This is a genomic window from Streptomyces sp. NPDC097129 (assembly GCF_055668065.1).
Genome location: NZ_JBVOQE010000004.1, coordinates 114927 through 128671, shown reverse-complemented (window position 1 = coordinate 128671; position 13745 = coordinate 114927). Strand labels below are relative to the sequence as shown.

The 13745-nt window shown below is 69.4% G+C and carries 9 protein-coding genes and 3 pseudogenes; 9 read left to right on the top strand and 3 right to left on the bottom strand.

Annotated elements, in window-relative coordinates:
• Positions 1–243 precede the first annotated feature (243 nt).
• Positions 244–1070 (bottom strand): annotated as a pseudogene (locus AC0B9F_RS14415) (SDR family NAD(P)-dependent oxidoreductase).
• Between the two features lie 82 nt (positions 1071–1152).
• Here AC0B9F_RS14415 and AC0B9F_RS14410 point away from each other — a divergent pair.
• From AC0B9F_RS14410 to AC0B9F_RS14390, 5 genes are all read left to right on the top strand, one after another.
• Positions 1153–2082 carry a LysR family transcriptional regulator gene (locus AC0B9F_RS14410; protein ID WP_472002362.1) on the top strand — a complete coding sequence of 310 codons (930 nt, stop codon included), beginning with the start codon at positions 1153–1155 and terminating at the stop codon, positions 2080–2082.
• Positions 2083–2125: 43 nt separating this feature from the next.
• Positions 2126–2707: a Uma2 family endonuclease gene (locus AC0B9F_RS14405; protein ID WP_472002360.1), complete on the top strand. Its 582-nt coding sequence runs from the start codon at positions 2126–2128 to the stop codon at positions 2705–2707.
• 265 nt (positions 2708–2972) lie between these two features.
• On the top strand, positions 2973–3353 hold the full coding sequence (locus AC0B9F_RS14400; protein ID WP_472002358.1) for a CPCC family cysteine-rich protein: 381 nt from the start codon (positions 2973–2975) through the stop codon (positions 3351–3353).
• Between the two features lie 258 nt (positions 3354–3611).
• Positions 3612–7154 carry an ATP-binding protein gene (locus AC0B9F_RS14395; RefSeq protein WP_472002356.1) on the top strand — a complete coding sequence of 1181 codons (3543 nt, stop codon included), beginning with the start codon at positions 3612–3614 and terminating at the stop codon, positions 7152–7154.
• Entirely contained in the window at positions 7151–8083 is a 933-nt protein-coding gene (locus AC0B9F_RS14390; protein WP_215164429.1) for a hypothetical protein, read from the top strand. Before AC0B9F_RS14395 ends, AC0B9F_RS14390 begins: the two co-directional genes overlap by 4 nt.
• A gap of 44 nt (positions 8084–8127) precedes the next feature.
• Here the strand turns inward: AC0B9F_RS14390 and AC0B9F_RS14385 are convergent, their stop codons facing one another.
• Positions 8128–8658 carry an NUDIX domain-containing protein gene (locus tag AC0B9F_RS14385; RefSeq protein ID WP_472002354.1) on the bottom strand — a complete coding sequence of 177 codons (531 nt, stop codon included), beginning with the start codon at positions 8656–8658 and terminating at the stop codon, positions 8128–8130.
• Position 8659: 1 nt separating this feature from the next.
• A pseudogene (locus AC0B9F_RS14380) lies at positions 8660–10014 on the bottom strand (tetratricopeptide repeat protein).
• 223 nt (positions 10015–10237) lie between these two features.
• Here AC0B9F_RS14380 and AC0B9F_RS14375 point away from each other — a divergent pair.
• The 4 genes and pseudogenes from AC0B9F_RS14375 to AC0B9F_RS14360 all read left to right on the top strand — a co-directional run.
• Positions 10238–10987 carry a hypothetical protein gene (locus tag AC0B9F_RS14375; RefSeq protein ID WP_472002352.1) on the top strand — a complete coding sequence of 250 codons (750 nt, stop codon included), beginning with the start codon at positions 10238–10240 and terminating at the stop codon, positions 10985–10987.
• A gap of 78 nt (positions 10988–11065) precedes the next feature.
• On the top strand, positions 11066–11977 hold the full coding sequence (locus AC0B9F_RS14370; protein WP_472002350.1) for a phosphotransferase family protein: 912 nt from the start codon (positions 11066–11068) through the stop codon (positions 11975–11977).
• A gap of 1 nt (position 11978) precedes the next feature.
• Positions 11979–12671, top strand: a complete 693-nt coding sequence (locus AC0B9F_RS14365; RefSeq protein ID WP_472002348.1) for a class I SAM-dependent methyltransferase — start codon at positions 11979–11981, stop codon at positions 12669–12671.
• A gap of 35 nt (positions 12672–12706) precedes the next feature.
• Positions 12707–13243: pseudogene (locus AC0B9F_RS14360) on the top strand (HAD domain-containing protein); the annotation flags it as partial.
• Positions 13244–13745: the final 502 nt, after the last annotated feature.

The following is a 13745-nucleotide window of genomic DNA, read 5'->3' as shown; positions in this document are numbered from 1 at the left end:
TCGACACAGCCCCGCGCCCCTTGAGTGCCTGCGGCGGCCCGTTACGGTTGCGTCGTGGCGTGCCCAGCGCCTTCGGTTCGTTGTGGGTCGGGGTCGGGGTGGGGGGTGTCCGTCCTCGGTCCGGCCGCCCGTTTCCGACGCGGGCGCACTGTGCCGGTGCCGGCCGCTGCGGGCGGACACCCCCCACCCCGTCCCCTTCCCGCCGCGCGCGACTGCGGGCCGTCGTGGCCTTTCGACGGCGGGTTACGCGTCGAACGCCGTCGCCCGGGCCCGCTTCTCCCAGGCGGCGACGTCGGCGCGTACCTGGTCGAGATGGCCGAGGACCGCGTTGACGCCGTCCTCGCCGAGCGGCAGGCGCAGCGGGGTCTCCTCGGCGTTCAGCGCGTCCAGGATCAGCGCGGCGGCCTTGGCCGGGTCGCCCGGCTGCGTGCCGTCGCCGCCCTCGACGAGCCCGCGCGTCGCGCTCACCTTCGGGTAGAGCCCGCTGTCGGCGCTGACGCCCGCACGGCCCTGCCCGAACAGCGCGGTGCGGAAGGCGCCCGGCTCCACGATCAGCACCTTGATGCCGAACTCCCGCACCTCGTCGACGAGTCCCTCCGACAGCCCCTCCAGCGCGAACTTCGTCCCGCTGTACGCCGAGAAACCGGCGAAGGACATCTGCCCGCCCATGCTGCTCATCTGCACGATCGCGCCCGAGCGCCGTTCACGCATGTGCGGCAGCACCGCGCGGGTGAGGGCCGCCGGACCGAAGACGTGCACCTCGAACAGCGCGCGCAGCTCCGCCTCGCCGGTCTCCTCGAAGGCGCCGACATGGGTACGGCCCGCGTTGTTCACGAGTACGTCGATCCGCCCGTGCCGGGCGATGACGTCCCGCACGGCCGCCGCGGCGGCCGAGGTGTCGGTGACGTCCAGGCGCAGTCCACCTGGTCGGGATGCGCGGCGACGAGGTCGTCCAGCACCTCGGGCCGCCGCACGGCTCCCACGACCACGGCCCCGGCGGCGACGGCCGCCTCGGTGATCGCCCGCCCGAATCCGCTGCTCGCCCCGGTCACCAGCCACACCTTGTTCATGACCCGCTCCTCGCTCTCGTGCTGACGGGAACCAGCCTGCCGGTGCGGGGACTTGTGCGTCCAAGACCTCCGGTGATAACCGATGGGCATGACCATGGACGTCCATGTGCGGGACCTGCGGTACTTCCTCGCCGTCGCCGAGGAGCTGCACTTCACGCGTGCGGCCGAGCGCCTGTACGTGTCGCAGCCCGCGCTGAGCAAGCAGATCCGGGCGCTGGAGCGGCAGGTGGGCGTGGAGCTCCTGCACCGCGACCATCACCGGGTGTCCCTGACGCCGGCGGGCGAGGCCCTGCTGCCGTACGCCCGGGAGGTCCTGGCCGCCTGGGAGGAGGGCTCCGCCGCGCTGGAGGCGGTCAGGGCCGCACAGCGCAGCACACTGGTGGTGGGCATGAGCACCAGTCCGGGCCGCGGGGGCCTGCTCCCGGCGATCCGCTCCCGCTTCACGGCGGCCCACCCGGGGGTGACGCTGCGGCTGCGGCAGGTCGGCTGGGACGACCCGACGGCGGGCCTAGCGGACGGCACGGCGGACGTCGCCTTCGCCTGGCTGCCGCTGCCCGACGAGAGCCGCTACGGCTGGACGGTGCTCGCGGAAGAACCACGCCTGGTCGCCCTCCCGGACACCCATCCGCTCGCGGGCCGCCCCGAGATCGACTTCGCGGAACTGGCGGACGAGCCGTTCCTCGCCCTGCCGCCGAGCGCGGGCGTCCTGCGCGACCACTGGCTCGCCGTCCCCGAACGCGCCGGCCGCCCGCCCCGGATCGGCGCGGAGATCGCCGGCACGGAGGAGACCTACGAGGCCCTGGTCGCGGGCCTCGGCATCTGCCTGGTCGCGGCGGGCAACGCCCCGCTGATCACCCTGGGCGGCGTGACCACCCGCCCGGTGCGGGGACTGTCCCCCAGCCGGTACGTCCTGGCATGGCGACGCCGGGACGCGGACCGGCCACTGATCCGCGCGTACGCACAGGCGGCGCGGGAAGCGACGCGGGCGGGGAGCACCGCGCTCGCTCGTTGACGATCTCGTGGCCCGGACCTCGCCGAGTCGCTACGGTTCAGCCATGACCGCACTGCCCGACTGGATGCGCCCGCCGCGCGAGGAAGGCTGGTTCGCGGAGGACCTGGACCGCCTCCCCGAGGCACCCCGCCACACCGAGCTGATCGACGGAACCCTCGTCTTCATGATGTGGCCCCAGCGATGGTGGCACGGCCACCTCGTCACCATGCTCACTGTCGCCCTCATGGAGCAGGCGCCCAGCGATGTCAGGGTCGGCCGCGAGATGACCATAAGGCTCGACGAGCGAAACCGGCCGGAGCCCGATCTGCTCTTGACGACGGCCGCCTACGACGGCGACCGCACCTGGTTCACCCCTGATGAGGTGCGCCTCGTCATCGAGGTCGTCTCCCCGGAGTCCGCGCACCGGGACCGCACGGTCAAGCTCCGCAAGTACGCGGAGGCCGGCATCCCGCACTACTGGTGCATCGAGGACGAGGACGGCACCCCCGTCGTCCACGTCTACGAACTCGACGAACCGACCGGCGTCTACGCGCCCGCCGGCATTTTCCGCGGCAGCCTGAAGCGGCCTGTGCCGTTCGAGATCAGCCTGGATCTCGACAAGCTCACGCCGTCGGGGAGCAAGTAGGAGTCACGGGAAAACAGAAGGGGCCGGACTCCGGAGAGTCCGGCCCCTTCTGCCGCGCTCACACGTTGAACCGGAATGTCTGCGGACCGATCCTGACCTGCGGCGGAGTCCCATCCAGGGCTCTGACCTGGGATTTCCCGGTTGGCACGCGTTGGCTCCCGACGGCCGTTTACGGGTGTCCTGCGGACTGGCTGCGGACTGGCCGGGGGTGCCGTGACAGAGAAATCCATGGCACACGGGCGGGGCCTATTAGGAGACTGCGCAGGTGAGCGACTCCTACCCCTGCCCGTGTTGTGGGCACCGCGTGCTGGGCGTGGTGCCCGGCTCATACGAGATCTGCCCCGTCTGCTTCTGGGAGGACGACGGGATCCAGTTCCGCTGGCCGACCATGGCCGGCGGGGCCAACAAGGTCTCCCTGTTCGAGGCCCAGCGCAACTACCAGGACTTCGGCGCCTGCGACCAGCACGTCCGGCGGTACGTCCGTCCTCCGGCCGAGGACGAGCCGCTCGACCCCGCCTGGCGCCCCATCGACGCGACGCGCGACTCCTTCGAGGAATGGGGCGTCGGGGACCGGGCTCCGTGGCCCGACGACCACTCGGTGCTCTGCTGGTGGCTCCCCACCTTCTGGCGCCGGGACCACCCCTGACCACCCGCATCGAGAGACTCGTCCAGCAGCTCGACGACTCGACCGGCCCGTCATACGACGCCCGCGCGGAACTGATCGCCACCGGCTCCGACGCCATCCCCGCCCTCGTCGACGGACTGTCCGCACTCGACGGCTTCGCGCAGCTGACCGCCATCGAGGTCTTCGACTCTGCCCCTCAACTTTCCTACTCTAAGGCAGAATTACCGCTGCACGCTGCGACTGCGTCCAGCAGCACACCTGCACAGTCTTGGAGACGTCATGCACGTGGGAAATCAGGCTCTGCTCGAACGCTTGGACCGTGGGCCGTGTTTCCTGCTGCTCGGCCAACGCTACCTGTCGATCGAGACCGGCTCCGACCCCCTGGCTGGTCCACTGGCCAGGGCTCTGGGGGTCAATGAGCCTCAGCAGAGTGTTTACCGGGCGGTGCTCGGTCTCGCCCCAGGTCAGCGTCAGGCTGCGGCCAAGGCGCTGACCGAGGCCGGGCGTGCGCTGGTGCTACCGCCCCCTGTGCGGACCACTCTGGAGTTCCCTTGGAATGGGGTACTCTCCTCGGCCGTGGACCCGGCGTGGCGAGCGGGCCTGCAGCGTGAGTGGCGAACCATTCAGCAGATCGTCCCACAGCGCGATCGGACCCGGGTCTCGCGCAATGCCTTCGACGTCCAGGCGCTCATGCTCTTCGGCGGAGTGGACCAGCCCGCCGACGACCAGCCTCCCGCGACCAGACCCGAGCTGACCCGCCGCCGGGCGATCGCGGCCGAGGCGCTCGGCCGTGTGGTGTCCGACGCTCTCACCCCCAGAGGGCTTCTGGTGATCGAGGGCTGGGGTCTCGACGACTGGCTCACCCCCGAAACGCTGTACGCACAGATCTGCGACGCCGTGCCGGGCCAGGTGCACCTGTTCTCGGCCACCGACGAAATCCTCGGGGACGACCACATCCAGGAGGCCATCGATCTTCAGGTTCTCGTCCCACACCGGGAATCCTTCGCGTCGGTCGTGGTCGAGGCCCGCAGTACGGGCCGACTGAGCGAGGAACGTCCGGCGACGGCACTCACCCGGGCCCTGCGCGTAGGTGACCGGCTCCTGACGATGGACCGGAGCCGGTGGCAGCGCATCCTGCCGCACGCCCGTCCCATGGACGTCGACCTACTCGACGATCCGCCCGCCGAATCGTCCGAGCGCCGATATCAGAAGTTTCGGGAGTTCCTCGGCACGAGCGACGGCTCACCGGCGTGGTGGGCCCATGCCCGGGGGTTGTCGTTCGAGCGGTCCTTCGAGCAGGCTCTTTCGGACCTCGTGGAGCAGTCCGCTGGCGCCCGCGAGCAGAGGGGCCCGCTCATGGTCGTCGGGCAGTCCGGCACGGGCAAGAGCGTCGCGCTGGCCCGGCTGGCCTTCCAGACGGCACGCAGCGGACGACGCGTCGTACTGCACATCCCCAGGCGCTCGACCCGACCTGAGTACGAGGCACTCGACGACTTCTGTCTCTGGGCCGAGGAACAGACGGGCGGTAACACGCTGATCGTCTGGGACGGCATGATCGAGCCGCAGGAGTATCGAAGGCTCTTCGACTATCTGCGCAGCCGCGGTCGGAAGGTCGTCGTCGTGGGCAGCTGCTACTGGGACGCGGACCTCTTCGCCGGCCCCCACAAGCGCAGACAGCGGCCCTCTGGGAAGTCCTCGCCAGCCAACTCCCGTTACGTACCCGGGCGGGACTTCATCAAGGCTCCCGCGACACTCGCTGGCAAGGAGCTGCAGCGCTTCCTGCGCTACCTGGGAGATTTTGACGTCCGGCTCAAGCCCGGCGACGAGCAGGCCGTATCGCGCGACGGGTCGTTCCTCGCGGCGCTGTACCGGCTGTTGCCCGAGGTGCACGGCTCGCTGTCCAGCGGGCTGGCCCTGGAGCTGCGCCGGTCGGAACATCTGCTCAACACGGCCGCGCGCACGCGTATGGACTTCCGGGCGAACAGCGCCATGGCGGACGCACTCGAAAGAGCCGGACTGCTGCACGGTCTGGAGGTGGTTCTGGACCACAACGGCGACACCCTGGCCTCCGCGGAGAACGACCCATACGAACGGCTACTGGGCCTAGTTTTGCTGATTCACAGTCACGGCCTGCGCATACCTCTTGAGTTGGCCCTGCGGACCATCGGCCGGGACGGTGTACGCAACCTCCCCGACCTGCTCAGCGGCATAGACATCATCCGCTGGGACGAGGACGAAGTGGGCAACTACACCCTCGGCGGCCGCAACCAGCTGGAGGCCCGGCTGCTGACGCAGGCAAGGGGCTCGGGAAAGGGGCGAGAGGCATCCCAGATCGCCGAGGTCCTCGAACTCGTACGCCCCGACGCACGGGCACGGGGCGGCGGCCCCGAGATCGACTTCGCCCTTGAACTACTGACCCGCATCGGACCGCAGGGCGACCGCGACCAGCGCCTCTACGGGGCGCACTACCTCGAATTCGCCGACTCCATCGCGGAACTGTGCATGCGCGTGGCCGACCCGGTGGTCCACGCCAGACTCACACACAAGGAAGTCAATCTGCGCCGGGAGTGGGCGGTCCGGGACCAGCGCCGAGAGGGTACCGACCCCGACATGCGCATGGCCGCTCTGGAGGCGGCTCAGGAAGCCGTCGACGAGGTTCTCCGCTCGGCGGAGGACGTGGGCCTGAGACCGCAGATCAGACTCAACCTCTACGTCGAGCAGGCCAGTGTGCGAGGCTCGCAGCTGTACGAACTTCTACACTCGAACTCGGACGGCCAGCTGCCCTCTTCCCCGCCCTCCGAGGCGTACATCACCGACAAACTACAGGTCGTTCAGCGAAGCGTGCAGTCCGCGCTGTCCTGTGAGGGGACCAACTACTACCCGGTCGACGTCCTGTGCTGGGTGTGCCTGAACACGCTCAAGGCCGGCGTCCTGTCCGACGAAGCCTCCGCCACCCTGCTCGGAAACTGCCTGTCGATGCTGACTGCGATCGACCCGGACACGCTCGACCCACGCCAGGCGGCCCGCTATCACAGCAAGTTCGAGGAGATCGCGACCCTGGCCGGGGACACGGTGCTGGCCGAACAGCAGCTCAAGAAGCTCGAAGCGTACGACGAGCCACTGGCCGCCTTTTTCTACGCCCTCAAGGTGAGCGGCTTCCTACAGAAGAACCCCCAGCAGGAGAGTGCCCGGCGGGCGCTGGAGCATCTCCGCGAGCGGCCGGACCGGCTCCAGGACGAGAGGTGCATCCGTCTCGCGGTTGATCTGCAGTGGTTCGCGCGGACGGGCGAGCGGTTCATGTCTGGTGAGCGTCAGACGCTGCCTCTGGACAGCGCGGCCTGGCAGGAATGCCTCGATCTCACCGAACTGGCGACGATGCACGACGTGGTGAACTCACTACGCGTAATGTTCATGCGGGCGCTGGCCTTGTTCCACATGGGCAGGGTCGAACACGCACTGGACGCCTTCCGGGAGTTGGACCGCCTGTCCTTCGAACAGCGCGACCGCAGGCGGGTCATCAACGTCTACGTGGCGAGTTCCGAGGACGGCATGCCCAGAGTGTTCCGCGCCCGGGTGCTACGGGTGGACTCGGACTCCCGGAGCGGTCGCTGCTGGGTCGAGGACTACCAGCGGGAGTTTCCCTTCGACCCGGTCAACTTCGGTGCGGACCAGGCGATCGTCGGCCGAACGTTCGACGCCTACGTGGTGTTCAACATGCGTGGCCCCTGGCTTGAGCCCCCACGGGAGCCCGGAGAACGGCGCGGCCCTACGCTTCTCGGTCCCGCCGGGGAGAGTCACCACGAGACGAGGGGGGTCCAGTGACGACGCCACCTGCCGTTGCGCCGGAGGCCGCCTGGAACCGGATGACCCGGTTGCACATGGATCTGGACCGGCTGACCCGCCGTCTCCTCGAACGGCAAGCAGGCATGGACGTCAGCCTCCCGCCGCCGGACTTCTCTCATCCACAGACTGCGTTCTTCGCCACAACCGTCTGGACGAGTGCGTGGTACAAGGAAGCATGGTCGGTGAGCCACGGCTGGCTGGAATCCCAGGCGAAGGCTCTGGGGCACACGGTGCCCGACGCGAAGTTTGTCCATGTGCTGGGGCGGCTGCGTACCTTCCTCGTCCACCACGTCGACCGAAGTCGACCCAAGGACGAGAAGACGGAGAAGACCTGCGTCGAGTGGTTCGAGGCAGCGTGCGGATCGGCAGTACCGCACGCTGCCGACGAGTGGCACGAGTGTCTGGCACGATTGCTCGCTCAGAATGAGGCGCACACTCAGTTCGTCTTCGACACCGCCAAGTCGGTGGAACGGAGCGCCGATCGGGACACTCTTGTCGACCAGTGGCGCTCGGTTCTCGAGCGACGGGACTATCCGAGATACCAGCGCAGCCTCCAGGAGGCTGCCGGCGATCTGGGGCTTGAACGGCTCGACGACCGGCAGCTCAATGTCATCCACGACCAGTACCGCGCCCGCTGGGAGAAGGCGATCTCCCAGCTGCCGCACGAAGCTGATTTCACGAGTGCCATGCGGCTCATGGCCGAGTGGGCCCTGCTCGCCGACACTGGTAGGTCACTTGCCGTGGGCGCGGCCGATGTAATACGCACGCTCGGTCTGCCACCGGGGGTGAAGGTGGCTCAGGCACTGCGGCTCGCTCAGTTGCTCCATGAGATCCACCCGGACGACACCACCGACGAGCTGCTGCGCCGCCTGTCGTGGCACTGGAAGGGGTTGTTCACTCCAATGTGAGCCTCTCCAAGCAAGCCGCCCATCGTCTGTGCCGGGATTAGGGCTCAGACCCATCCGCTAAGAGAAACGGGGTATCCGCCAGACAAGTACTGACGGAGAGCGCTGGCTGTGGTGTCCACGAAGGCATCGGGGATTGCGCCAGCGCCGACCCACCGGACCTGGGAGTGCTTGCGGGGTTCGCGATTTTCGGGTTCGCCGGTCCATTCGTGGGCGGCGAAGACGACGGTGAGGAAGCCGTTGGGGGCTTCGACGCCCCAGGCGCCGTGGATGATGTGGGCGACCTTGAGGGACTCGGCCTTCACCGTGAGGCCGGTCTCCTCGTAGAGCTCGCGGACCGCGGTTTCGGTGATCGGCTCGCCCGGTTCGCTCTTGCCGACGGGGAGGTCCCACATGCCCTGGGCAAACTTGGCGTTCTCGCTGCGCTGGAGGAGGACGACTCGGTTGGTGGCCTTGTCGTGGACGATGACGGCCGCGACCAGCAGGGTCATCGATTCGAACGCCGGCCTTAGAGCCTTCGGCTGATCGTCTGTCTGCTGGGCCACGGTATTCCCTTCGTCGGGCGGGTTGTTGGGCATGTTAGGCGAGGGCTTCACGGGCGCGGCGGGCGAGATCGGCGGCGCCGGGAACGCGGCGGCGCTGGTAGACCGCGAGGGTGGAGCGGATCGAGGTGATCGCCTTGCGGGTGCGGTCGGAGGTCATGCCCTCCATGAGGACCAGGGCCTGGGTCCAGGCTGCGACGGCCTCGTCAGCGCGGGTCTGGGCGGCGAGGCTGTCGCCGAGGTCGGCGTGGGTGAGGGCGTGGACGCGCTTGTACTTCTCCGGGTCCCAGCGGGTGAGGGCGTCTCGGTGCTGCTGTTCGGTGCCGATGTGGTCGGCGAGGTCTGTCAGAGTGCGGGCAGTGTGGCTGGCCACAGTGCCGGCGGCGGGGCCTCTTACGCGGGAGTAGCTGGGCTGGGGGCCGTCGTCCCGTAGGAGGGCGTTCTCGGCTGCGAGCAGGGCGCCGGCTGCCGACGGGTTCTCGTTGGTGGCGGCGTAGGCGCGGGCATGGGTGATGTGGAGGAGGGCCTCGGTCTGGCCGTCGACGTGGCCGAGGCCGCGTCGCAGGGCGCCTTCGACCAGGTCGACGCAGTGGTGGGGCTGTTTGAGGCTCAGGGCCTGGTGGGCGAGGGCGCGCATCATCCAGGCGGCGTGGCCGTAGGGGTCGGCTTCGCAGGCGAGCTTGTAGCCGACCTGGTAATAGCGCTGGGCGGCGCCTTCCTGGCCGAGGTCATGGTGCTTCCAGCCTGCGAGGTAGGCGAGTTCGGCGACGGCGCCGAAGGCGGCCCGGCGTAAAGCTTCGCTGGGGAAGCGTCCGCGCAGCATGGGGCGGCTGTGTCGGCGAGATATGCGGTGACGGTGGTCAGGCCGTGCCCGCCGCCGAGGCGCTCGTCGGCCGCACTGAAGGCCGCGGTGATCTGGCGTACGACGTCCACGTCCTCCGCCCCGACTAGGGACGTGCCGGTGCGGGCGCGGAGCATGCGGGTGGTTGCTTCGTGGTCGTATCCAAGCGGCATGGCGACGCCAGCCGTGGTGAAGGCCGCGATGGCGAGGAAGCGGCGGCGCTCGACGTCGGCCCGGCCCAGGTCGGTAGCCGCGAGGACGGGGTCGGATTCCGTCGGCGCTTCGTCATCACCGGCCTGGAGGCCGATCTCGGTCTGGGTGACCGTGCGCCCCGCTCGGCGGGACAGCGCCTCGGCCAGGTACTGACCTACCCGGCCGGACGGGGCACGGGTGCCGTTCACCCAGTGCGAGATGGCCGACTTGTTGGTCTGGAGGATCTCGCCGTTCTCGGCGGCGATGCGCCGCACGTCTCGGGCGAGGGCCTCGTAGGTGCAGCCGACCGCGTCGATGACGTCGCGCAGACGGGAGTTGGGGTCTCTCTGCGCCGCCACGATCGCCTCCGCCCTGGAGCTGTAAACCGCGTATACCGCTTCAACTGCCTTCCACCGTACCCACTGAGCGTGACCACGGGTTCACTTATCAGCAGCCGCCCGCAACGGCGCGACCGTGATCCAGGCTCCCCCTTGGTCCGGGCGGCACCCCGAAGTTCCGTACGCCCACACCGGGCTCGGGCATTCCTGTGCCCGAACCCGGCCGATCAGAGACGGAGACACGGTGACAACCACCGACACCACGGCCATCACGGTCGAGCTGCCAGAGGCGTTCGACCCGCGCTGGAGCCGCCTGCCCGGCATCCAGGTCGACGGCCGGCGCATCACGATCGACCCGGCCGAGTACTTCTTCCGCTTCGAGTCGAGCACGTGGCTCGTCGCCGACTGGGAGCTGGTCAAGTCCCAGCTCCTGGACGTGGACGAGACGACCGAGAGCGCGGTCGAGCAGCTCGCGCTCGACTTCATCAAGAACCACGGTGAGTCCACCTCCGACGCAGCCCGCGTCCTGGCCACCGCGGACGAGGTGTACGAGTACCTCTTCCGCGAGGAGCTCCTGGCCGGCCTCGGCCTGCCGCCGATCACCGCCGACCACCTGCGGATGCTCCGCGAGGCCGCCACGCTCATGGCGCTCAACAAGGTCGAGCTGGACGGGCACATCTCCAACGTCGGCCCGTGCTGGTTCTTCCCCGCCGCCACCTCCGTCGTCTTCGACCTGGACGACGAGACGGGCGGGATGCTCGACGAGGTCTACCACGGCGGCTGGTTCAACGAGCACCGCCGGATCGAGTCCATCAAGGCCCACGCGGCGCTCGGCGGCCGGCTCGTGCACGGCTGCCAGTCCGTGCCGGACCAGTCCGGCGGCGTGGTCGCGCCCTACGGTGCCTCGATGGCGAACTTCCGCGACGACCTCGCCGCGTTCAAGGCGGGCTGGATCGAGCAGGTCTACGCCCACCGCGTGAACCCCGCCGCGTAACCCACCCGATCAGGCTCCGGGGCGGGCCGGCATCCCTCGCCCGCCCCGGACGCCACCACCCCAACCCGGAGCCCTCCCGTGACCACAAACCCCAGCGCCGAACTCCTCGACAACCTGCTCACCGCGACCGGCCAGACCACCGCCGTACGAGAGGAGGTACGCGTGTGGTCCATGTCCGGCGTCGAGCGCGTGACCTTCCCCGACGGTGCCACCGCCATCTTCAAATACGGCAAGAAGCCCTTCGACAGCGAGGACCAGGCCCTCCGCCTGGCCCACACCCTCGGCGTACCCGTCCCCCAGGTCCACGCCTCCGCCGTCCTGGACGGCTGGCTCGGCATGCTCGTGGAGGATCTCGGACCGTCCGTCCGCGAGGCCGACGACCTCGACGGTGTCTCCGCGGCCGTGGTCCTGCACGGCACCCGTACAGCCCCGCCCTTGCCCGTCCTCGACCAGGACCGGCTGCGGACGCTGCCGGCCCGGGCGCTGGAACACCTCGAACGGCTACGCAAGGCAGACCGGTGGCAGGACGCCGACGACGTCGAGGACGCGCTCGACCGGATCGCCCACGCCGCCGAAGCCCGCTCGACCGGAGCGACGCTGGAACCGTTCGGCTGGGTGCACTCCGAGTTCCACCCCACCAGCCTCCACATCGGCGAGCACGGCTGGCGGCTGCTCGACTTCGCCCGCGCCTTCACCGGCCCCGGCCTGCTCGACCTCGCCAGCTGGCACGGCACCATCGAGCCCCCGCACCCCGTGCGCCTGCGCGTCTTCCTGGAGCAGTACGTCACCGCCGGCGGCACCCCCGACGCCCTCGCCCCGCGCGGCGGGCTCACCGCCGAGAACTGGGCCGTGGGCTGGCACCGCATGTGGGCCGTCGAGTGGTTCATGGAGCAGGCCGTCCGCTGGATCAACGACCCGGCCACCGACCCCGCCTACATCAAGGCCGCCCGCCGCCACCTCACCGACGTCCTCCACCTCCTGGAGATCTGACGTGCTCGCCCAGGCATCCCCCTGGCACGCCTACGCCCTCCAACGCACCGCCGCCAGACTCGCCGAACCCCTCTCCGCACCCGCCCGGATGGAGTGGACGACGAGACCCGGCCAAGGGCCCAGTGCCGACGCCCTCGGACCCGAACTGCGCGGCAAGCGACTCCTGGAACTCGGCTGCGGCCCCGGCCACAACGCCGCCCACCTCGCCACCCGCCACGGCGCCCACGTCACCGGCGTCGACCTGGTCGGCCTCCAGGTACGCCGCGCCCGCTCCCACTACGGACGGCTGAACAACCTCACCTTCGTCGCCGGCCACGCCCTGCACTACCTGCATGCCTCCGACGAGCAGTTCGACGCCATCTACTCCGTCTTCGGCGCTGTCGGCCTCGTCGCTCCCGAGCTCCTGCTCCCGGCCATCACCCAATGCCTCACGCCCGGCCGGGTGCTCGCCTTCTCCATCCCCCACCCGCAGCGTGGCGGCCGAAGCCCCTCCGGCGACGACCGGCCCCGCCGCGACTACGTCACCCTCCCCGACCGCACCCGGCTCCCCATCGCCCGCTGGGAGTTCTCCACCGACCGCTGGGAGAAGCACCTCAGCCAGGCGGGCTTCTGGCTCACCTCGGCCCAGGAGTTCCACGATCCCCGCATGGGCCACTGGCCCACCACGCTGCTGATCCGCGCCCGCAAGCTCTGACCAGCCATTCGCCCCGGCTTCCCTTGGAGGAACCGATGCGCTCGCCCTACCTGCTCCTCGACATCGACGGCGTCCTCATACCCTTTCCCGACGCGGACGGCTCGACCCCAGCAACCCACGCCCGCCACGACCTCGTTCCCACCGGCCGGAGCGCCGACAACCCGGTCACCGTCTGGCTCAACCCCGCCCACGGCCGCCTGCTCATGAACGTGATCCGTACCGGCCTGGTCACCCCCGTCTGGTGCACCAGCTGGCGGCAGGACGCCACCACCCTCATCGGGCCCCTTCTCGACCTCCCGGCGCTGCCGTACGTCGACCTGCCGCGTCCCCAGATCACTACCAGCCACCCCAATGGCTACCTGTGGAAGCGCGACCACGTCGATGCCTGGCTCGGCGACGCCCCCGCCGTCTGGATCGACGACGACTTCACTGGCCTCGACCATGCCTGGGCCGCAGAGCGCACTGCCAAGGGAGCGCCGACTCTCCTCGTTCAGCCCGACCCACATCACGGGCTGCAGCCCAGGCACCTGACCGAGCTCACGACGTGGGTCTCGCAGTTACCCGCAGCCCGCCGCCTGACCACTCGTACGGGGGACACTGGCCTCGGAGCGAGGAGAGTTCATGACGCACAGGGGCCGACCTCGAGTTCATCTGCCCACAGGGGGCTGGCCTGGGAAGAGCGGCGATCTGCGGCACAGCTGTCGCCACGGAAGAAGTTGCCGAAGAAACAACAGGCCGTCCTCAAGCAGTTGGATGCGAGCCTCCTCGGCCTGAAGGGTGCCCTGAGGCACCGACAGCTCGACTTGGCTCGCCAGCTGAGAAGCACAGCTTGGGACCAGGTTGACCTTCTGTCTACACATCTGACGCGTGATCAGCGCCGGGAGCTCTTCCAGGCGATGCTCGCGATACACGCGCGTGGAAGGTCAACGCCGCTCCTGAAAGGACTGTGCGGCAGCGCCCCGCCCGAGGAGCCCGGGGTGGGGCGTCGAGGGGCTGGAGCACCACTCCAGCGTGCCGGGGCGTATCTGCTCTCGTGATCAGCTATCGAAGCTGACGGCGACTTCGTGGGTCATT

Coding starts and splice junctions, on each gene's coding strand:
- AC0B9F_RS14410 (WP_472002362.1), top strand. CDS start 1,153: ATGGGCATGACCATGGACGTCCATGTGCGGGACCTGCGGTACTTCCTC.
- AC0B9F_RS14405 (WP_472002360.1), top strand. CDS start 2,126: ATGACCGCACTGCCCGACTGGATGCGCCCGCCGCGCGAGGAAGGCTGG.
- AC0B9F_RS14395 (WP_472002356.1), top strand. CDS start 3,612: ATGCACGTGGGAAATCAGGCTCTGCTCGAACGCTTGGACCGTGGGCCG.
- AC0B9F_RS14385 (WP_472002354.1), bottom strand. CDS start 8,658: ATGCCCAACAACCCGCCCGACGAAGGGAATACCGTGGCCCAGCAGACA.